General features: G+C 46.7%; 19 protein-coding genes. 5 read left to right on the forward strand and 14 right to left on the reverse strand.

Annotated features, from left to right (window positions below):
• Positions 1 to 13 precede the first annotated feature (13 nt).
• A complete protein-coding gene (pheS, locus tag NSQ12_RS15170) occupies positions 14 to 1,048 on the reverse strand; it encodes a phenylalanine--tRNA ligase subunit alpha (protein WP_004398818.1) in 1,035 nt (344 codons plus the stop codon).
• An 81-nt stretch (positions 1,049 to 1,129) separates the two neighbouring features.
• Here pheS and NSQ12_RS15175 point away from each other — a divergent pair, with 81 nt between their 5' ends.
• Positions 1,130 to 1,336 carry a hypothetical protein gene (locus NSQ12_RS15175; RefSeq protein ID WP_004398812.1) on the forward strand — a complete coding sequence of 69 codons (207 nt, stop codon included), beginning with the start codon at positions 1,130 to 1,132 and terminating at the stop codon, positions 1,334 to 1,336.
• 66 nt (positions 1,337 to 1,402) lie between these two features.
• Here NSQ12_RS15175 and NSQ12_RS15180 read toward each other — a convergent pair whose 3' ends face one another.
• Positions 1,403 to 2,149: an RNA methyltransferase gene (locus NSQ12_RS15180; protein ID WP_015714484.1), complete on the reverse strand. Its 747-nt coding sequence runs from the start codon at positions 2,147 to 2,149 to the stop codon at positions 1,403 to 1,405.
• Between the two features lie 118 nt (positions 2,150 to 2,267).
• On the opposite strand from NSQ12_RS15180, the gene sspI reads away from it, so the two are divergent.
• The 4 genes from sspI (at position 2,268) to NSQ12_RS15200 (ending at position 6,504) form a co-directional block, all read left to right on the forward strand.
• Entirely contained in the window at positions 2,268 to 2,483 is a 216-nt protein-coding gene (gene sspI / locus NSQ12_RS15185; RefSeq protein ID WP_021480275.1) for a small acid-soluble spore protein SspI, read from the forward strand.
• Positions 2,484 to 2,551: 68 nt separating this feature from the next.
• Positions 2,552 to 3,658 carry a CdaR family transcriptional regulator gene (locus tag NSQ12_RS15190; RefSeq protein ID WP_032722324.1) on the forward strand — a complete coding sequence of 369 codons (1,107 nt, stop codon included), beginning with the start codon at positions 2,552 to 2,554 and terminating at the stop codon, positions 3,656 to 3,658.
• A gap of 102 nt (positions 3,659 to 3,760) precedes the next feature.
• On the forward strand, positions 3,761 to 5,173 hold the full coding sequence (gene glcD / locus NSQ12_RS15195; RefSeq protein ID WP_032722325.1) for a glycolate oxidase subunit GlcD: 1,413 nt from the start codon (positions 3,761 to 3,763) through the stop codon (positions 5,171 to 5,173).
• Positions 5,170 to 6,504: a (Fe-S)-binding protein gene (locus tag NSQ12_RS15200; protein WP_339175075.1), complete on the forward strand. Its 1,335-nt coding sequence runs from the start codon at positions 5,170 to 5,172 to the stop codon at positions 6,502 to 6,504. The genes glcD and NSQ12_RS15200 overlap by 4 nt, the downstream gene beginning before the upstream one ends.
• 38 nt (positions 6,505 to 6,542) lie before the next feature.
• On the opposite strand, the gene NSQ12_RS15205 is transcribed toward NSQ12_RS15200, so the two are convergent.
• The 12 genes from NSQ12_RS15205 to araA all read right to left on the reverse strand — a co-directional run bounded on the left by NSQ12_RS15205 (position 6,543) and on the right by araA (position 19,459).
• Entirely contained in the window at positions 6,543 to 6,911 is a 369-nt protein-coding gene (locus NSQ12_RS15205) for a VOC family protein (protein WP_339176688.1), read from the reverse strand.
• On the reverse strand, positions 6,826 to 7,017 hold the full coding sequence (locus NSQ12_RS15210; protein ID WP_339175077.1) for a hypothetical protein: 192 nt from the start codon (positions 7,015 to 7,017) through the stop codon (positions 6,826 to 6,828). Before NSQ12_RS15210 ends, NSQ12_RS15205 begins: the two co-directional genes overlap by 86 nt.
• The gene (gene cstA, locus NSQ12_RS15215) at positions 6,960 to 8,756 is read right to left on the reverse strand and encodes a carbon starvation protein CstA (protein WP_014477607.1); all 1,797 of its coding nucleotides are present in this window, start codon (positions 8,754 to 8,756) and stop codon (positions 6,960 to 6,962) included. Before cstA ends, NSQ12_RS15210 begins: the two co-directional genes overlap by 58 nt.
• Before the next feature lie 151 nt (positions 8,757 to 8,907).
• The gene (gene abfA, locus NSQ12_RS15220) at positions 8,908 to 10,410 is read right to left on the reverse strand and encodes an alpha-L-arabinofuranosidase AbfA (protein WP_004398747.1); all 1,503 of its coding nucleotides are present in this window, start codon (positions 10,408 to 10,410) and stop codon (positions 8,908 to 8,910) included.
• A gap of 18 nt (positions 10,411 to 10,428) precedes the next feature.
• On the reverse strand, positions 10,429 to 11,274 hold the full coding sequence (gene araQ, locus NSQ12_RS15225; RefSeq protein WP_029318216.1) for an arabinose ABC transporter permease AraQ: 846 nt from the start codon (positions 11,272 to 11,274) through the stop codon (positions 10,429 to 10,431).
• Positions 11,275 to 12,216 (reverse strand): sugar ABC transporter permease, encoded by a 942-nt coding sequence (locus NSQ12_RS15230; RefSeq protein WP_087961011.1) that lies wholly within the window; start codon positions 12,214 to 12,216, stop codon positions 11,275 to 11,277. It abuts the gene before it with no gap.
• A 35-nt stretch (positions 12,217 to 12,251) separates the two neighbouring features.
• On the reverse strand, positions 12,252 to 13,559 hold the full coding sequence (locus tag NSQ12_RS15235) for an ABC transporter substrate-binding protein (protein WP_326132395.1): 1,308 nt from the start codon (positions 13,557 to 13,559) through the stop codon (positions 12,252 to 12,254).
• Between the two features lie 30 nt (positions 13,560 to 13,589).
• Positions 13,590 to 14,774, reverse strand: coding sequence for a sn-glycerol-1-phosphate dehydrogenase (gene egsA, locus NSQ12_RS15240; protein ID WP_160221731.1), 1,185 nt, complete (start codon positions 14,772 to 14,774; stop codon positions 13,590 to 13,592).
• Positions 14,771 to 15,589 carry a sugar-phosphatase AraL gene (araL, locus tag NSQ12_RS15245; protein WP_015251501.1) on the reverse strand — a complete coding sequence of 273 codons (819 nt, stop codon included), beginning with the start codon at positions 15,587 to 15,589 and terminating at the stop codon, positions 14,771 to 14,773. Before araL ends, egsA begins: the two co-directional genes overlap by 4 nt.
• Positions 15,567 to 16,256, reverse strand: coding sequence for an L-ribulose-5-phosphate 4-epimerase (gene araD, locus NSQ12_RS15250; protein WP_003229501.1), 690 nt, complete (start codon positions 16,254 to 16,256; stop codon positions 15,567 to 15,569). Before araD ends, araL begins: the two co-directional genes overlap by 23 nt.
• Positions 16,257 to 16,272: 16 nt before the next feature.
• Positions 16,273 to 17,955 (reverse strand): ribulokinase, encoded by a 1,683-nt coding sequence (gene araB, locus NSQ12_RS15255; protein ID WP_015251499.1) that lies wholly within the window; start codon positions 17,953 to 17,955, stop codon positions 16,273 to 16,275.
• Between the two features lie 13 nt (positions 17,956 to 17,968).
• On the reverse strand, positions 17,969 to 19,459 hold the full coding sequence (araA, locus tag NSQ12_RS15260) for an L-arabinose isomerase (protein ID WP_014477615.1): 1,491 nt from the start codon (positions 19,457 to 19,459) through the stop codon (positions 17,969 to 17,971).
• Positions 19,460 to 19,464 lie beyond the last annotated feature (5 nt).

Genomic DNA, 19,464 nt, shown 5'->3' on the forward strand with positions numbered 1-19,464 from the left:
TTGCATCCTCCTCTTACGCCTGTTTAAACTGCGAAATAAATCTGACATCGTTTGTATAGAAGTGGCGGATATCATCAATGCCGTATTTCAGCATCGCGATGCGCTCAACACCCATTCCGAATGCGAAGCCCTGATATTCCTTCGGATCAAAGCCAGCCATTTTAAGCACGTTCGGGTGAACCATTCCGGCACCGAGGATTTCAATCCAGCCTGTTCCTTTACATACTGAGCAGCCGTTTCCACCACATTTAAAGCATGTCACATCCACTTCTACTGAAGGCTCAGTAAACGGGAAGAAGCTTGGGCGGAGTCTGATTTCACGGTCTTGCCCGAACATTTTTTTCGCAACGAGTTCAAGCGTTCCTTTTAAATCACTCATGCTGATGTTTTTGTCAACGACAAGCCCTTCAATTTGCATAAATTGGTGAGAGTGCGTCGCATCATCGTTATCACGGCGATATACTTTACCCGGGCAAATGATTTTAACGGGACCTTTGCCTTCATGCTTTTCCATCGTACGTGTTTGGACAGGAGAAGTTTGCGTTCTCATCAAAGTTTCCTCTGTGATGTAAAAGCTGTCCTGCATATCGCGCGCTGGGTGTTCTTTCGGAAGATTGAGCGATTCGAAGTTGTAGTAATCCGTTTCAACCTCTGGCCCTTCCTCGACTGTGTAGCCCATACCGATAAATAAATCTTCAATTTCTTCAATGACAACAGTGAGCGGATGGCGGCCGCCGACTGCAACAGGGTTCCCCGGCAGCGTGACGTCAATTGTCTGTCCTGCAAGCTTCTGTTTCATTTCCTCTTCTTCAAGCTTCTCGTTTTTGTCAGCAATCGCATTGGCAATACGCTCCCTTACTTCGTTCGCGAGCGCCCCCATTTTTGGACGTTCCTCAGCAGAAAGCTTGCCCATTCCGCGCAGCACTTCTGTAATCGGCCCTTTTTTTCCGAGATATTGCACCCGAATATCATTGACAACCTTCAATGAGCTTGCCGCTTCTACTTGTTCTAAAGCTTCTTGTTCCAGCTGTTTTAGCTTTTCTTCCATTTTGCATCCTCCTTTTATGTAAACAAACCGTCATATGTCTTTGGAAAATAAAAAAAACCCGTCCCTTGTACAAGGGACGAGTTGTGGCCGCGGTACCACCCTTATTTCAGACAGACTGATGCTGTCGTCAGCTTCATTGACATAACGGAATCAGATTCCGGTTCACCTTTACGCGCAGTGTACGCGGTCCCGGCGACAACTCAAGAGGTGAAGCCAATTTCCGGCTGCGTTAAAAATGCTCTCAGTCAGCGGCATTTTCTCCCTGGAAAGCAGTTGATCAGAAATTGAGGTCCTCTGTCACGGTTTTTGAAATATTATGTTCTATTATAGAGAAATCCAACGCTTGGCGCAACACTATCCTCGCAAGTGATACACGAGGATGGCAGCCGCAACCGCAACGTTTAGTGATTCAGCCTGTCCGTAAAGCGGCACGTACAGGTTCAAATCCGTTTTTTCCAGCAATGCAGCATCTACCCCTGCACCTTCATTTCCTACAATGAGCGCAAAGGATTCAGACTGAGGAATCTCCTGGTAAGGCGCTCCGTTTTGCAGCGCCGTGCCGTATACTTTTACGCCCTCTGCCTTCAATTCGTCCACATATGAAGGCAGGTTTCTTCTCACAACAGGAATATGGAAGTGAGATCCTTGAGCAGATCGCAGTGTTTTTCCGTTAAAGGCGTCCGCCGTGCCGTCACCGAGTACAACCGCATCCAAACCGGCCGCATCAGCCGTTCGAATCATTGTGCCAAGGTTTCCCGGATCTTGAACAGCGTCAATCAGCAGCACCTTGCGTGCCGTTGCCAGCTTTTCTTCAGGCATATGGCACACAGCAGCAATCTGCTGCGGCGTTTCGGTTTCAGTCACAGCTGAAAACGCATCTTCACTCAGCATATAGCACTGGATACCAGTCTCTAGATCTGAAGGAATCTTCGTTTCATCCTTTACAAGGATTTCTTTCACAATGCCCGGGCTTTTCAACGCCTCTTCAACGAGGTGTTCTCCCTCTATCAGAAATGTATTTGTTTTTGTTCGTTCTTTTTTTGTGTGAAGCTTTTTCCAATCCTTCACTTTTTGGTTTTTTGCCGATTCTATTTGTTTCACTGTCTATGTGGCGCTCCTTTTTTTAACATGATGTTATTATATCGCAAGAACAGCACATAATAAACCAGGTGCAGGGTTAGAATATACGTATTACATTTTAGAAAAAGGAGCGTTTTACATGGATCTTAATTTACGTCATGCCGTCATCTCCAATGTCACCGGCAATAATCAGGAGCAGCTTGAGCATACAATCGTAGATGCGATTCAAAGCGGTGAAGAAAAAATGCTTCCAGGGCTCGGCGTATTATTCGAAGTCATTTGGCAGCACGCATCCGAAAGTGAGAAAAACGAAATGCTGAAAACGCTTGAAGGCGGATTAAAACCCGCCGAATAAGACATGAAACCGGGTGACAGCGCCCGGTTTTTTTCTTATATAATAAAAACATGATGAGGGGGAACGCCATGTTTTTACAGCCGTTATTAGCGAAAAAAATTATTGCTGAAGTTAAAAAAATGTACGAACGTGAAGTCATTATTGTAAACACGGACGGTCTTATTATGGCAGGCACAAACGATGAGCGTGTCGGACAATTTCATGAGGGAGCGCTTATCTGCGCAAAAGAAAGACGCAGCGTGATTATTACAAAAGAAGATGAAACAAGGTTAAAAGGAGTGAAAGCAGGCATAAACCTCCCTGTATTTTTTGACCATGATGTGATTGCCGTCTTCGGGCTGACAGGTGAGCCTGCAGAGATTCAGCCATTCGGAGAACTGCTTCGAAAAATGACAGAACTGTTCATTAAGGAATCGCGGCACTTAGAGCAATCCCAGTGGCGTGAGAGAATGCTGGAGTCCTTTATGATCGATTGGCTGCAATTAAAGGAGTGGTCTCCCAGTTTTCTTGAGAAAGCTCAGCTTCTTGGTGTTGACCTTTCTTCCCGGCGCCAAATGATTCTTATTCAGGGGTATGAGTGGTCACGTCATGATATTGAACAAATGGCACGCAGCTGGAAATCCTCGTACCCTGCGGATTTGTTCATCAGGTGGGGAAATGAACGGATTTTGATTAATCATGAAGTGCCGCAGCATGAACAAAGGGATCGGCTTTTACGGAAGATCCTTCACATTTGTTCGTTTGCCAATACCGCAAACAGCCAATTTGCAGCAGCTGGCGCCGGAAGGGCTGTCGCAAGCTCCAGCCTGACAGATTCATACGAGCAAGCGGAAAAAGCGCTGGCTGTCAGCCTTAAGCGAAAAACGCCCATATTTGAAGAGGATCTGAAGCTTGATATGTGTCTGACGGAGATCAGCCCGGGAACCCGAAACGAATTTCCGCAAAGAGTATTAGGAGAGGCGCTAGAGCATCAGGAACTTATGAATACGATACGGACTTTCTTTCATCACGATTTGTCTTTGAAACAAACCGCTGAAGACATGCATATACACATCAATACATTGCGTTATCGTCTGTCTAAGGCTGAACAGCTGACGGGTTTACGTTTTGACCGTACCGAGGACATCGTCACGATGTACGTCGCCCTCTATTTTTTAGATCAAGATACAAAATAGAGAGAGTTTCAGTTTCATTTTTTGTATGTTTCTCCATGGAAGGCTTTGCTTTTTTTCTCTTACAATAGATTGGAAGCGTTTTTTGACAGGGGGATGGGTGAAATGATCACCAAGGATGTAAAGGAACAGCTGATTCAGGTCTCCGGACCAGAAAACTTTGATGACTCGAATGCCGGCCGTCTCGTCTATTCATATGATGCGACGCCTCAGTATCAGTCTATGCCTGATGCCGTGATTGCTCCGAGGAATACTGATGAAGTATCACGCATTTTAACAATTTGCAGCGAACATCGAGTGCCGATCGTTCCAAGAGGATCAGGGACAAACCTGTGCGGCGGCACGTGCCCGACTGAAGGCGGACTTGTGCTTCTCTTTAAGCACATGAACCAGATTCTTGAAATTGATGAAGAAAATTTAACTGCCACAGTTCAGCCGGGCGTCATTACGCTGGATATGATCCGCGCGGTTGAAAGCAAAGGTTTGTTTTATCCGCCTGACCCGAGTTCTATGAAAATATCAACCATGGGCGGAAACATCAATGAAAATTCCGGCGGGCTCCGCGGATTAAAATACGGCGTCACCCGCGACTATGTTATTGGACTGGAGGTTGTGCTCGCAAATGGTGACATCATCCGCACCGGGGGAAAACTCGCAAAGGATGTGGCCGGATACGATCTCACACGTCTTTTTGTCGGCTCAGAAGGAACACTCGGCATTGTGACAGAAGCCATCGTCAAACTTGTTCCAAAGCCGGAAACAAAGAAGACGCTGCTTGCCCTTTATGAAAACATCGATGCCGCTGCTCAAACGGTATCGGACATTATTGCCGCAAAAATTATACCCGCTACGCTTGAATTTCTCGACCAGCCTACACTTTTGGTGATTGAGGATTATGCCAAAATCGGACTTCCGACAAGCGCAAAAGCAGTTCTGTTAATTGAACAAGACGGGCCATTTGAAACTGTTGAACGGGATATGGAAAAGATTGAGGCGATCTGCAAAAAAGGCGACGCCGTTTCCGTTCAGACCGCACAAACAGAGGAGGAAGCGTTTGCCCTGACTGAAGCCCGGCGTTCTGCACTTTCTGCCCTAGCCCGCCTCAAACCGACGACGATTTTAGAGGATGCGACCGTTCCTCGCTCAGAAATCGCCAATATGGTTAAAGCGATTAATGATATTGCTGCTAAATATGATATTTCCATCTGCACCTTTGGCCATGCGGGAGACGGGAACCTTCACCCGACATGCACGACAGACATAAGAAATAAGGATGAAATGGAACGTGTCGAACAGGCTTTTGCCGAGATTTTTGAGAAAGCGATTGAACTTGGCGGGACGATAACCGGAGAGCACGGAGTCGGGGAAATGAAAGCGCCTTACTTGGAAATGAAGCTGAAAAAAGAAGGCATTGATGCGATGAAAGCGTTGAAAGCGGCATTTGACCCCCGGAACATATTAAATCCCGGCAAAATGTTTGCGAAAGATGCCAGAAAACGTGTGGTGGCGGAAAGATGACAACAGAAAAAGAAATGAAACAGATCCAAGATGAATTTAAAGAGCGTATGGATGAAGGCGAGTTATTAAATTGTATGCGCTGCGGTTTCTGTCTTCCTTCCTGTCCGACCTATATCGAATCGGGATTTCAGGAAACACACTCTCCGCGCGGGCGTATCGCCTTAATGAAAGCCGTAGCCGACGGTATGATTGAACCGGATGAAGATGTCGAACGGTCGCTGTCACTTTGCCTCGGCTGCCGCGCCTGTGAGCCTGTATGCCCGTCTGGCGTGAAATACGGGCAGCTGCTTGAGGAAGCCAGAGATATTATCCACCAAAATAAAAAACACTCGCTTGGTGAACGTGTCATGCGAAAGACGGCTTTTCACGAGCTGTTTCCGCATCAAAACCGCATGCGCTCAGCTGTAAGCCTTATCGGTTTGTATCAGCGTTCAGGACTGCAAACCGCTGTGCGAAAATCAGGCATGCTTCGGGTCCTGCCTGAGCATTTGCGGACGATGGAAGCTGTTCTTCCTGATGTTCCAAAAAGCAAAGACATGAAACATCGGCCGCGTTTCCTGCCGTCCATTGGTCCCATGAAAAAACGGGTCGCCTTTTTTTCGGGCTGCTTAATGGATACAATGTTTTTACCGACCAACAACGCCACATTGAAGCTTTTACAGCTGGCAGGCTGCGACATTGTCATTCCGCCTGAACAGGCTTGCTGCGGGGCGCTTCATGGACACAGCGGTGAAAAAAACACAGGGAAAGAGCTCGCGAAACAAAATATCGCTGCTTTTGAAGCGTTAGATGTGGATGCTGTCATTACAAACGCAGGAGGATGCGGAGCCTTTCTGACCGAATATGATCATTTGCTGAAGGATGACCCGGAATGGTCGGAGCGGGCCGCCGCTTTTGTTCAAAAGCTAAAGGATTTTTCTTCCGTTTTGGTTGAACTTGATTTCCATCAAATGGACTTAGCGCTCGAGACGCCTCAGGTCGTTACCTACCAAGATTCATGCCACCTTAGAAATGTAATGCATACGTCGCTTGAGCCCCGCCAGCTTCTTAAAAGCATCAAAGGGGCTGAATTCAAAGAAATGGAGAAAGCAGACAGCTGCTGCGGGTCAGCGGGAATTTACAACATCGTCGAAGCTGAAATGTCTATGAGAATACTGGACAGCAAAATGGCTGCCGTTAAAGCAACCGAAGCGATCCTCATTGTAACAGCAAATCCCGGCTGCCTGCTGCAGATGAAGCTCGGCATTGAACGCGAAGGACTAAGCGGTAAAGTCAGAGCCGTTCACCTGGCTGATTTGCTATTGGAAGCAGCCGGGCACAAAACATCATGAGAAAGCCCAAAACAGATATTGTTTTGGGCTTTTGTGCGTTATTCCATCGGACTGCAAATTTCGATATAATGTCCATCCGGATCAGCGATATAGGCGACCGTCTGCCCCCATGGTTTCACTTTCGGCTCCCCGATAATCGATACGCCTTGTTCTCTCATCCTTTTGATGACCGCTTCTACATTTTCAGTAACAAACCCGATTTCAAATGTGTTTGAAGCAGATGAATCCGGAATGTCCAGCGCCGTGATGTCTCTGGCGCTTTCCCGCGTATTAAACGCCAATATCGTAGACCCTGTATCAAATTCGACATACGTGCCGTGTTCAGCACGAATCGGCAGTCCTAAAATATCCCGGTAAAAATGAATAGCCCGCTTGCTGTCCGATACGTATAGAATAAGATATTTCATTGATAGATTCATTGCCAACCCCCCCCCTCAGCATTTTCAATAGTCCTTCTAGCCCGGTATAGATGCTTCCATCCTTAAGCTCGGATCTTTCCACATCTGCGCCCATTTTTTCACAGCCGCCACAATAATGATGAAGCCTAACACCAGCATGATGATAGATAATACGCCATTCAATACACTATATCCTGCTGCTTCAGGATTGAGATACACATTGCGCACCATCCAATAGCCCGCATAATTGACAGTGACATATAAATAGGCAAGCGGGATAAGACAGGTCAGAATGTACCGGCGTTTATCGGCGATTTTCAGCACGATCGTCGCTCCGATAATCAGCCCCACTGAAGCCATCAGCTGATTAGAAACGCCGAACAGCGCCCAAATGGAACCGATATCTCCTGAATACAGCAAGTACCCCCACATCAAACAGGCAAGCGCGCTGGCAAATACAGATCCCGGAATCCAGTCTGTTTTCTTCAGCGGCTTATACACCTCCCCGAAGAAGTCCTGAATCAAATAACGGGCGACACGTGTGCCGGCGTCAATCGCTGTTAAAATAAAGACCGCTTCAAACATAATGACAAATTGGAAAAAGTATGAGGCCAAATGGCTGAAAAACGGCATTCCGGTAAAAATATAAGTCATCCCCACCGCAAGCGTGACGGCTCCCCCTGTTCTTCCTTCTAAGTCCAAACCGATTTCCCTGCTCAATTCAGGCAAATGTACGACATTCATGCCAAGCGTACGGAAAACCTCAGGCGTGCTGTTAATCGCAAAGTAATCAGCAGGCTGTAAAGCGGTCGCTGCAATCAGCGCCATGATGCCGACAAGACACTCAACAAGCATTGCGCCAAACGCAACCGGCTTCATATCACTCCATTTATTCAGCATTTTCGGTGTCGTTCCTGAACCGACAAAGGCATGGAACCCAGAGATCGCCCCGCAGGCGATGGTTATTGAGATGAACGGCCAGACAGGTCCTGCCAGCACCGGCCCGCCGCCTTTTACGAATTCTGTAAACGCAGGGAACGGAATGGACGGATTGACGACAAACACACCAACAATCAAAGCGATAAAAACACCGATTTTCATAAAGCTGCTTAAATAATCACGCGGAGCCAGAAGCAGCCAAACGGGAAGCGCAGCCGCAAAAAACGCGTAAACAGGAAGCGCGATTGCAAGCGTTTTCGTATCTAGCGTTAAAAAGTCACCGAGCGCGGTAGTCTGTACCCATGGACCGATAAAGACTCCTGCCATTAAAAAGAGAAAGCCGACCGTTGAAGCGAGCTTTAAATTTCCCGTTTTCTTATAAAATAAGCCCACACCCATCGCAATCGGAATCGTAATCCCTACCGCAAATGTTCCCCATGGATTACGTTCAAGCGCATGCAAGACAACCATCGACAGGCCCGCCATTGTGATCGTGATGATAAACAGCATGGACAGTCCTGTACAAAATCCTGCAACAGGGCCAAGCTCATCCTTTGCCACTTCCGACAGCGATTTTCCGTTTTTGCGCATCGATGCAAACAACACCACAATATCATGGACGGCTCCCCCAATTACCGCCCCGATTAACAGCCACAATAATCCCGGCAAATAGCCAAACTGCGCCGCCAGAATTGGTCCCACCAGCGGCCCGGCCGCTGCGATCGCGGCAAAGTGGTGGCCGAACGAAACCCATTTATTTGTAGGCACATAGTCTTTCCCATCCTCAAGCGCATGAGCAGGTGTTGGCTTGTCATCATTCACTTTGAGAACCTTCACCATCATAAATGTTCCGTATAAACGATAGGCAATAGCCAAAATACACATTGATGCTATCACAATTGTAACCGCATTCATTTTCTCCCATCCCCTTTGCTGTTTTTCATAAATATATCATAATTTTATGGTGAAAAGCGGTCATTTTTTCCTATACAAAAAGCCGGCTTGAACGGGCCGGCTCGTGGCAGTTGAAAGACAAGCCGGAGATATCTCTCCGGCTTTGCTATTCTTATGACTGTTTTTTCAGGCGAATCACATTCCAGGAAAGCGGCGTGAAATGAGCAGTTAAGCCGTTTTCGCTGACAGACGATGATCCGTTGGAATGCGGAACGACATTTTTTCTGTTATGCTGGTTTGTTGCTTTGATATCCTGATGCTCAAGTACGATGTGCTCTGCGATTTGGTAGGATTCAAAGCCTCTGAGCGAAATCTCCGTCTCCATCTGATCCTCAGCCTTGTTTACCGCAAAAATAGTGAGTGTTTCTTCCTCTTCAGAGTACACAACAGCAGCATCAACATATGGCACATCAGTGAAATCAGAACAATCGTACTTAGGAGAAGAAATAAGCGGTTTCAGTGACTCGCCCCTTCCGTAAACAGAAGCATGCATGTATGGATAGAAAATCGGCTGTCTCCATGCTTCTCCGCCTTTTTCCGTCATGATCGGCGCGATGACATTGACAAGCTGTGCAAGACACGCAATTTTCACACGGTCTGCGTGCTGCAGCATCGTAATGAGCAGAGAGCCGACTAATAAGGCATCTTCAAAATTGTAAATATCCTCTAAAATCGGACGCGCAGTGATCCACGGCTCGACTTTTTTATCAGCCTCATTTGAGTGGTACCATACGTTCCATTCATCCAGAGAGAGATTGATAGTTTTCTTGCTGCGTGTTTTCGCTTTTACATAGTCACAGGTCGCAGCGACTGATTTGATAAAATGATCCAAATCCATAGAACGTGCCAAGTAGTTTGGCAGATTGTTATCCCGGTTTCCGTAGTAAGTGTGAAGAGAGATATAGTCGACATGCTCATACGTATGCTCAAGCACCTTCGCTTCCCAATCGATAAAGGTCGGCATGCCGCTGTTTGAGCTGCCGCAGGCAACGAGTTCAATTGATGGGTCAACCCACTTCATGACCTTTGCTGTCTCTGCGGCAAGCCGTCCGTATTCATCAGCTGTTTTGTGGCCGATCTGCCATGGTCCATCCATTTCGTTTCCTAAGCACCATGTTTTGATGCCATACGGCTGTTCATAGCCATGCGATCTTCTTAAATCACTCCAGTAAGAGCCTTTCGGATGGTTGCAATATTCAACGAGATTACGGGCGGCATCTATGCCTCTTGTGCCAAGGTTGACGGCCATATTGACCTCAGTGTTCACCTTTTTGGCCCAAGATAAAAATTCATTTGTTCCCACTTCATTGGTTTCTGTCGTTTGCCATGCCAAGTCAAGCCGTCTCGGGCGGTTTTCGACTGGTCCGACACCGTCCTCCCAGTTGTATCCGGATAAAAAGTTTCCGCCCGGATAGCGGATGATGGGAACCTGTAATTCTTTGATCAGCGACTGGACATCTTTTCTAAATCCATCTTCATCCGCTTCAGGGTGATCAGGCTCGTATATGCCTTCATATACCGCACGACCCATATGTTCGATAAACGAGCCATAAATCCGTTTATCTACTTCACCGATTTTATATTCTTTGTCTACAATCATTCGCGCTTTTTTCATCACACGTTTCCTCCTTCATTAACCTTTGACTCCCCCTACCGTCAGGCCGGAGATAAAGTACTTTTGGAAAAACAAGAAAATGATAATCACCGGCAAAATCGCAAATACTGAGCCGGATATAAGCATGTCATAGTTGTTGCCATAAGGGCTCAGCAAGCTGGACAGCCCTATTGGAAGCGTAAACATTTCTTTCGACCGAAGCACAATCAGCGGCCATAAGAAGTTGTTCCAGCTGTTTAAGGACTGAAGGATAATCATCGCGCCGAAAGCCGGTTTCATCAGCGGTGCCATAATCCTGAAAAAGATGCCGAATTCCGTACAGCCGTCCATCCTTGCAGAGTCCAGCAGATCTCTTGGAAGGCCAAGAGCATATTGCCTGAAAAAGAAAACGGCAACAGGTGAAACGATAAACGGCAATATGACACCTGTATATGAATCGATCAAGTGCAGTCCGACAGTAAGCTTAAACAAAGGAAGCATCATCACTTCCAGCGGAACCATCATGATAATCAGCACAAGAACAAAGATGATATTTCTGCCCTTAAAATCATAAACCGCAAGCCCGTACCCGATCATCGAAGAAAAAAACAGAGTGAGCACGGTCGTAAAAAGTCCGAGTACAAGACTGTTAAAAAACCATTTGAAATAAATGCTGCCGCCATTAAACAGAAATGTGTAGTTATCAAAACTCATCACTTTTGGATCAATTTCAAGATTCAGCCCCACACGCAAAAGCTCAGATGACGGCTTTAATGATCCTAAAAGCAAACAGAAAATCGGAAAAAGATACAATAGGCTCAGCATAATAAAAAACAGGGTTAGCGCAATTCTATAAACGCTAAACTGAGGACTGTGCCGCAACATTTATCCCTCCCCCTTAAACGAGCCTGACAGCTTTAATGAAATCAGGCTGACAACAAGGATCACAATCAAAAGCACGATGCCGATGGCCGCTCCGTACCCCATTTCGTTGTAGGCAAGTCCCTGCTGATACAAATATCCGACAAGCGTCAGACCAATATTACCCGGGGAATTATTCTGCCAAAGGACGTAGCTTTCCTCAAACATCCTGAAGCCGCCGATAATGCTGATGGTCAGCACATATACGGTTACAGGCTTGAGAAACGGCAGCGTGATGTGCATAAATTTTTTCATTGTATTCGCACCGTCTATATCAGCGGCTTCGTACAGCTCTTTCGGCACATTTTGCAAACCGGCTAAAAAGTAAAGGATGTTGATTCCCATCCATCTCCATGAAGCAAGCAGCACCATCAAAAACATGCCGGTATGTTCATTGTTCATCCAGTTCTGAGGTGAAAAGCCGAGTTTGAGTAGGATGGAATTGGCCAGAGACGTTTCCATTTCTCCGAAGATCAGCCGAAAAATGATCCCCGCGACAATGGTGGAGGTCAATGCCGGGATGAATAGTGCTGATTTAAATATATTTCTAAATTTGACCAGCTTTGAATTCAGGAATATGGCCAGAAGCAATGGAACAGGAATCAGCACGATCAGCGTCCAAAAGGTGTATTCCAGCGTATTCCAAAGGGCGGTATAGAACGTCGGGTTGTTTAGCGCTGTATAATTAGACAATCCGACAAAGGACACCTCTCCCGGCAATATTCTTTGAAAGCTCATGATGAAGACACTAATGATGGGGTATAGAAAAAATACGAGAAAGGATAAAACGAATGGCGCTGTAAACAGATAGGGCGCCGCTTTTTTCGAATAAAATACATCTCGCCAGCCTGATTGTTTCGCAGCTGAAGGAACGGGATGAACCGTTCCTGTTTTCACAGGTTTCATGAGAACCTCCCCGCTTTCACTTTTTGAATGGGATTCTATTTCTGTTTCAGTTCACCTGCCGCTCTGTCCAAGGCTTGTTTAGGCGTTTTTTGCTGAGATTTAAGCGCGTCGAACAATACGCTTCTGTTGACAAGGTCTGAAGCCTTGGCAAAATCCTCATGTAAATAAATTGGATTGATTTCATCCTTGATATCGAGCAGCACAGAAAAAATGCCTGTTCCGTTTTGGAAGTAATCCGTGTATTTGTTTTTCTCTTTCAATTCCTTGGAGCTCCAAACATCCCAGCGAAGCGGGTCAAAGCCGAGTACGCTCCAGAGTTTTTTATTTCCTTCTTCAGAGCCCTTCGCAAAGGCCAAAAACTCTTTTGCTAACTCAACATGCTTGGCTTGCTTCGGCACAACGGTTGCCGTACCGCCCAAACCTGCCGAGCGGTCGCCTCCCTCTTTCCATGCCGGGAGCGGCCTGATGGCAATCTTCCCTTTCAGATCAGGCATATAATCTATAAATCTTCCCATATACCAAATCGGCATGAGGACTGAAGCAGCTCCTCCTTGGTTCATAAAACCGTAGTATTCTTCACTGTGATGCCCGCCGCCCGGCGCAGGAATCATCGTTTTATCATTGATCATGTCTTTTAAATATTGAAGTGTTTTTACGTTGGTGTCATTATTGAGGATCAGCTTGCCGTTTTTATCAAAATAGCCTGAGTTTTGCTGTGAAATCATAGATAAGAACGTTGCGGAATCATTTGTTTCCACCGTTCCCATCGGCTTCCCGGTCACTTTGCGCACTTTCTGTCCGGCTTTATGGTAATCATCCCATGTTTTAATATCGTCAGGATTGACGCCGGCTTTTTTCATAACATCCATGTTATAAAACATGACCGTTGTCCCTACATGTGTATCGAGTCCGTAAAGCTTGCCGTTTTTGCTGTACAATGTCAGCCGCGCCTCAACGAATTTATCGCGATCCTTTTCAATCAGCGGAGTCAAGTCGGCAAGCGGTATGTCAGAGCCCTTCAAAAAGTTTGAAAAACGGGCCAATTCGACATCTGCAATATCAGGAACGCCTTCTCCCGCTATTAGGGAGATAGATAAGTTATCGTGCATTTGTCCATATGGATAAACGACCGTATTCAGCTTAATTTTGCGGTCAGGATATTTTTTGTTCCATTCCTTCACCATTTCCACATAGAACTGCTCATGAAGCCCGTTAAATGTCCAAAAGGTCAGCTCAGTTTCACCCGATTTGCCGGATGATTTTTCTGCTGAACACCCGGCAATGAGTAATGTCAATGTCAGCAACATCATGAGCACAAGAAAACAGACAGTCATTTTTTTCATCTGCGTTACCCCTTCCATTCGAGGTGCGGGCTATTCATATAGACCATGGTTGATCAGCGTTTTGTTTTCATTGATGATTCTTAATCCGGTGCAGCGGTCTCTTAAGGTGTGCGCATGTCTGAAGGCATTCTTGACGGAATCCTGCCCGACACCGATTTCGTCAAAATACGCAGGGCCTCCGGCTGATCTCAGCCAATCAGCCAGCACTTCTCCTTCCGGGAGAGTTTGATAAGCCGATTGGATGGCTTGCCGCCGACTCGGTGAAAATTCGTTCAGCCCGTCATCCTGAGCGAGCTTTCTGTATGTGTCAGTTAATAAAACAGCTGCACAGCCCACCTTTGCCCCATGAAGAATCTGTGGCCGTTTTTTCTCCATTAATTCCATCTCAATCCAATGTGAAATATGATGCTCTCCGCCTGATGCCGGGCGGGAATGATCTAATGCCAGCATGACAAGCCCCGATACAAGTAAAGACTCCATCAAAACCCGTATGCCTGTTTCCGTTTTCATCGCAATGTCTTCTGTGTGTTCAATGCAGGCAGCAAGCGCCTCCTGAACAATCTTAGCTCCTGCAGGCGAATAAGGCTCACCGGCAAGATTCCGGGATATTTCCCAATCTGCTAAAGACGTGATTTTACCGAGCATGTCACCAAATCCAGCCGCCACCATTGACTGCGGTGCCGCTTTTAATAGATCCAGATCAGCGAACAGTGCAGACGGGGCCTTCGTTTGAATGGTTGTTTTCGTACCGTATAAAATAATCGGCGCCCCTGCTGATGTAAAACCGTCTACAGATGGAGCAGTCGGATAAGAAATAAACGGCAAATCTCTTTGAAACGCTGCAAAGCGGACGATATCATGAATCGTGCCCGAACCGACTGCGATCATGACATCCGTTGTTTGTTTCGTATGGATCAGCACATGAATGAGCGATCGTTCATCAGCTGTCACATCTCCAGCTTCATTTTCTGGAATGATCAGGCACTCGGCCTGAAATCCTGCTTGATTCAGCTGATTTTCCAGATCAATTCCTGCAATGCGGTGTGTATTCGCGTCGCAGACAAGGACAATATGTTTATTGTTTTTTCGTTTTACATAATCCAAAAGCGAATCAGCTGCTTGTTTACCGAGAACAATTTCTTCAACTTTTATAGGTAACGTCTTTTCTCCGGCGTTTTCAAAAGCACGCTGAACGTCAGCTGCGATACGATTCATATCAGAATCCCCTCCTCAGCCAATTTGGTTACATCCTTAATAGAATCCAGCACATAATCCGGCGTGTACAAACGCTGTTCACCCTGTTTCGCAGAACCAGTTAGCACTAAGGCGCTTTTCATGCCATAAAGCTTCCCCATCGCAATGTCAGATTCAATGCTGTCTCCTATAATCATGCATTCATGTGCGGACAGCCCCATTGCTGTACAGGCAGCCTCCGCCATCAGCCATGACGGTTTTCCGACAACAAGTTCAGTCTTCGCTTGTGCGGAAGCCTCTATCGCCCCAATCATTCCAGCCACATCAATGGCATTTCCGTCTTCGTTCGGAAAAGAGCGGTCTTTGTTTGTAGCGATAATACGAGCGCCGCCGGCAGCCGCTTGAAAGGCTTGATTTAAATCGTCGTACGTGAGCGTTTCATGAAGGGAGATCACGAGCCAATCCGCTTCCTTCGGTTCGCTCGCGTTCTGCACACCGGCCAGCCTCAGCTCGTCAACCAAGCCTTGCTCCCCAAGCACCCATACCTTTGAAAAACGATAATGTTTTTTCAGAAAAGCCGCTGTCACGCTTGATGACAGAACAATGTCGTTTACGTCCGTTTCAATCCCCGCGCCAAGAAGTTTTTTTCTGCACATGGCACGGGAGATATTCCCCCGGTTGCTTAAAAAGACGATTTTCTTTCCCATTCTCCTAAGCGTTTTGATCGCTTCTCTTGCTCCTTCGATCAACTCATTTCCTCTGAATACAGTACCGTCCAAGTCAATCAGAATGCCAGCCGGTGACACAGGCGTATCATGACTGGCCATAATACGCATTTGCTCCGTGTTTTCGATAAAAATGCTTTTCATGCAGGACTGTATTGATTGGGGTTACATCCTTGTTCAGCATAATGGAGTGATAGGCCATTTCGGCAACCGTTTCTAATACAACTGCGTTATGAATGGCATTTAAGGCGTCAGTGCCCCAGCAGAACGGTCCGTGATTATTCACGAGCACACCCGGCACCTGTTCGTAATTATGATGCTGAAAGGTTTCCGCTATGACTTTTCCTGTATTCAGTTCGTAGTCATGAATGATTTCTTCATCATACATTTCTCGAGTACATGGAATCGCACTGTCAAAATAATCAGCATGGGTCGTGCCTAACGGAGGGATGTCTCTGCCCGATTGTGCCCAGCTTGTCGCCCATTGAGAATGGGTATGGACAATTCCCCCGATATTCGGAAAGGCTTTATATAAATAAACATGGGTAGGTGTATCTGAAGAAGGCTTAAGCGAGCCTTCGACGACCTCTCCATCAAGGTTCAAAACAACCAAGTCATCTGCTGTCAGATCGCTGTATTCGACTCCGCTAGGTTTGATGACAATTCTTTCTTTTTCACGGTCAATGCCGCTGACATTTCCCCACGTAAAGGTTACCAGCTGATGCTCTTGAAGCTTCAGGTTGGCAGCCAGCACTTCTTTTTTTAATGTTTCAAGCATGCTCCATCACCCTTTTTCAATTCTTTTTGGCGGCAGATGAAAATTGAAGATTTTTGATCGTTTTCAGACGCTTCATGACATGGTTTTCTTTTCCGAAATAATGAACCAGCTCTTTATATTCAGCGTACAATTTTTCATAAACCGCGGCGTTTTCGGCATTTGGCGTATAAGTTATATCTTTCAGTTTTCCCATGTTCGCCGCTGCCTCTTTGATATCATCGTAGCCGCCTTTTTCTTTGCCTGCTGCAAGCGCGCCGAAAATGGCAGATCCTAAGGCTGGGGCTTGCGGTGAACCAGAGATTTTAATGTCCATGTTTGTCACATCCGCATAAATCTGCATGACAAACGGGTTTTTCTCAGCTATTCCGCCGGCTGCGTATAGTTCCTCAATCGGAACACCGCTTTCTTTGAATGTTTCGATAATCATCCGGGTTCCGTAAGCTGTCGCTTCAACTAACGCTCTATAAATCTCTTCAGGCTTCGTCAGCAGTGTCATGCCAAGCAGCATCCCTGTTAAATCTGCATCAACAAGAGTTGAACGGTTTCCATTCCACCAATCTAAAGCAAGCAAGCCGCTTTCACCTGGCGCTTGATGGTTTGCTTTCTCACTCAGCAGCTCATGAACGCCAATGTTTTTTTCCTTTGCTTCCTCTTGATAAGCTGGCGGGACACATGTTTTCACAAACCAGTCAAAATGATCGCCGACACAGGACTGCCCGGCTTCATATCCCGCATAGCCCGGGAGAATTCCGTTGTCCACAACGCCGCACATTCCGGGAACGATATGCACCTCTTCACCAAGTAGAACATGGCACGTCGAGGTCCCCATAATCATCAGCATTTTCCCTGGCTCTGTAATGCCGACCGCCGGTACCGAAACATGAGCGTCCACATTGGCAACCGCAACAGCCGTTCCCGGGAGAAGCCCTGTCAGCTTTGCCATTTTTTCAGTCAGACTGCCGGCTTTTTCTCCTACTGAATGAATAGAACCTGACAATTTGTCCTTTGTAATCGTTTTCATTGAAGGATTTAATTTCTCAAAGAAATCATCTGACGGATACCCCGCTTTTTCACTCCACATCGCTTTATACCCTGCAGTACAATTGCTTCGCTTGAGCGAGCCGCACAGCTGGTACACGATCCAGTCCGCAGCCTCGATGATCCGGTCAGCCGCTTCATAAATGTGAGGCGCTTCCTCGGCAATTTGCATGACCTTTGGAATCATCCATTCTGATGAAATTTTTCCTCCGTACCGCTGTAAAAAAGCCTCTCCTTCTTCTTCCGCAATTTGATTGAGCCGATCAGCATGTTTTTGGGCCGCATGATGCTTCCAGAGCTTCACATAGCTGTGCGGCTCCTCTTCATATTCAGGCAGCATGCATAACGGCTGCCCGCTACTGTCAATAGGAAGGATCGTACATGCCGTGAAATCAATTCCAATCCCGATAATGTCTTTCGGTTCAACGCCCGTCTGTTCGAGTAAAGACGGAATGGTTGTTTCCAAGACTTCGAGGTAATCAGCAGGGTGCTGCAGCGCCCAGTCACGCGGCAGCTTTTGACCCGTTTTTGGAAGGACGGTATCAATGACAGCATGCCTGTATTCTTTTACAGCAGCCGCAAGTTCCTCCCCTGTTTGGACATGAACGAGCACCGCTCTTCCTGATAAAGTTCCAAAATCAACCCCTATTGTGTAAGCCATGTGACATCCCCCTCTACTTTTGAAGCCGGTAAAGCGCCTCGTTCCATTTTAACTCGTGTTTCAGTTTATGAATTGTCGTATCACGGGAAATGAGAACACTTTCGATCCCCGCCATTTCCGCCCAATCAAGCATTTGCTCCGCTGTCAGTTCATAAGACAGGCAGGTATGGTGTGCACCGCCGGCTAAAATCCATGCCTCCGCTGCTGTTTTCAATGACGGCTCCGGCTTCCAGAGAACACGGGCAACCGGTAAATTCGGCATGTCTTTTTCAATTTCCTGGCCGTTGACTTCATTCAGCACAAGGCGGAAACGCCCGCCAATATCAACAATGCTAGCTTGAATGGCAGAACCGCTGATGCCGTTAAATACAAAACGCGCAGGGTCCTCTTTGCCGCCAATCGAAAGCGGATGAACCTCGATTTTCGGCTGATCCAAAGCGACAGTCGGACACACTTCAAGCATGTGAGAGCCCAGAATCATTTCATTTCCCGGTTCAAAATGGTACGTGTAATCTTCCATGAAGGAAGTTCTTTTTCCTTTAGCCATGATTTTCATCATCCGTACAAGGGCCGCTGTCTTCCAATCTCCTTCACCGGCAAACCCGTAGCCTTTCTCCATCAGTCGCTGAACGGCAAGTCCCGGCAGCTGTTTCATTCCGTGCAGCACTTCAAACGATGTCGTAAACGCTGTGTATCCGCCTTGCTCAAGAAAAGCGGTTAAGCCAAGTTCAATTTTCGCCTGTTCTTTAATGGACGCTACCTTTGCTTCGTCACGTTTTGTTTCCTCACTGATCACATATAGTCTGTCATACTCGGCATAAAGCGTGTCAACCTCGTCGTCCGTAATGCGATCCATCACTTCAACGAGATCCCCGATGCCATATCCGTCAACCTGCCAGCCAAATTGAATATGCGCTCCCACCTTGTCTCCGTCCGTTACCGCGACATGACGCATGTTATCTCCAAATCTGGCAACCTTAATATGTCTGCTTTCATTTAATGCAGCCGCCGTATCCATCCACTGGGACATTTCTTTTTTCACTTCTTCATCATCCCAATAGCCGGCAATGACTTTTCGGCTAAGCCCCATTCTCGAGTTGATGTAACCGTACTCTCGATCGCCATGCGCGGATTGGTTGCTGTTCATAAAATCCATGTCAATCGTACCCCACGGGATATCGCGATTATATTGGGTATGCAAATGCATAAGCGGTTTTTGATAAGAGGAAAGGCCTTCTATCCACATTTTTGCAGGGGAAAATGTGTGCATCCATGTAATGATGCCAGCACATGTCTCACTGTACTCCGCTTCTCTTAACAGCTCTCTAATGGTTTCCGGTGAAGTGACGACGGGCTTATGAGTGATTTTATATCTGGAAGAAACCCCGCTGAGCCCCTCACAAATGCTTTTAGCATGCTGATCTACGAGTTCCAGCGTCTCTTCCCCGTATAGGTGCTGGCTTCCTGTCACAAACCAGAATTCATAATCCTTTGTCTGAAGCATGTAAA

Source organism: Bacillus sp. PS95 (assembly GCF_037963565.1).
Classification (GTDB): Bacteria; Bacillota; Bacilli; order Bacillales; family Bacillaceae; genus Bacillus; species Bacillus subtilis.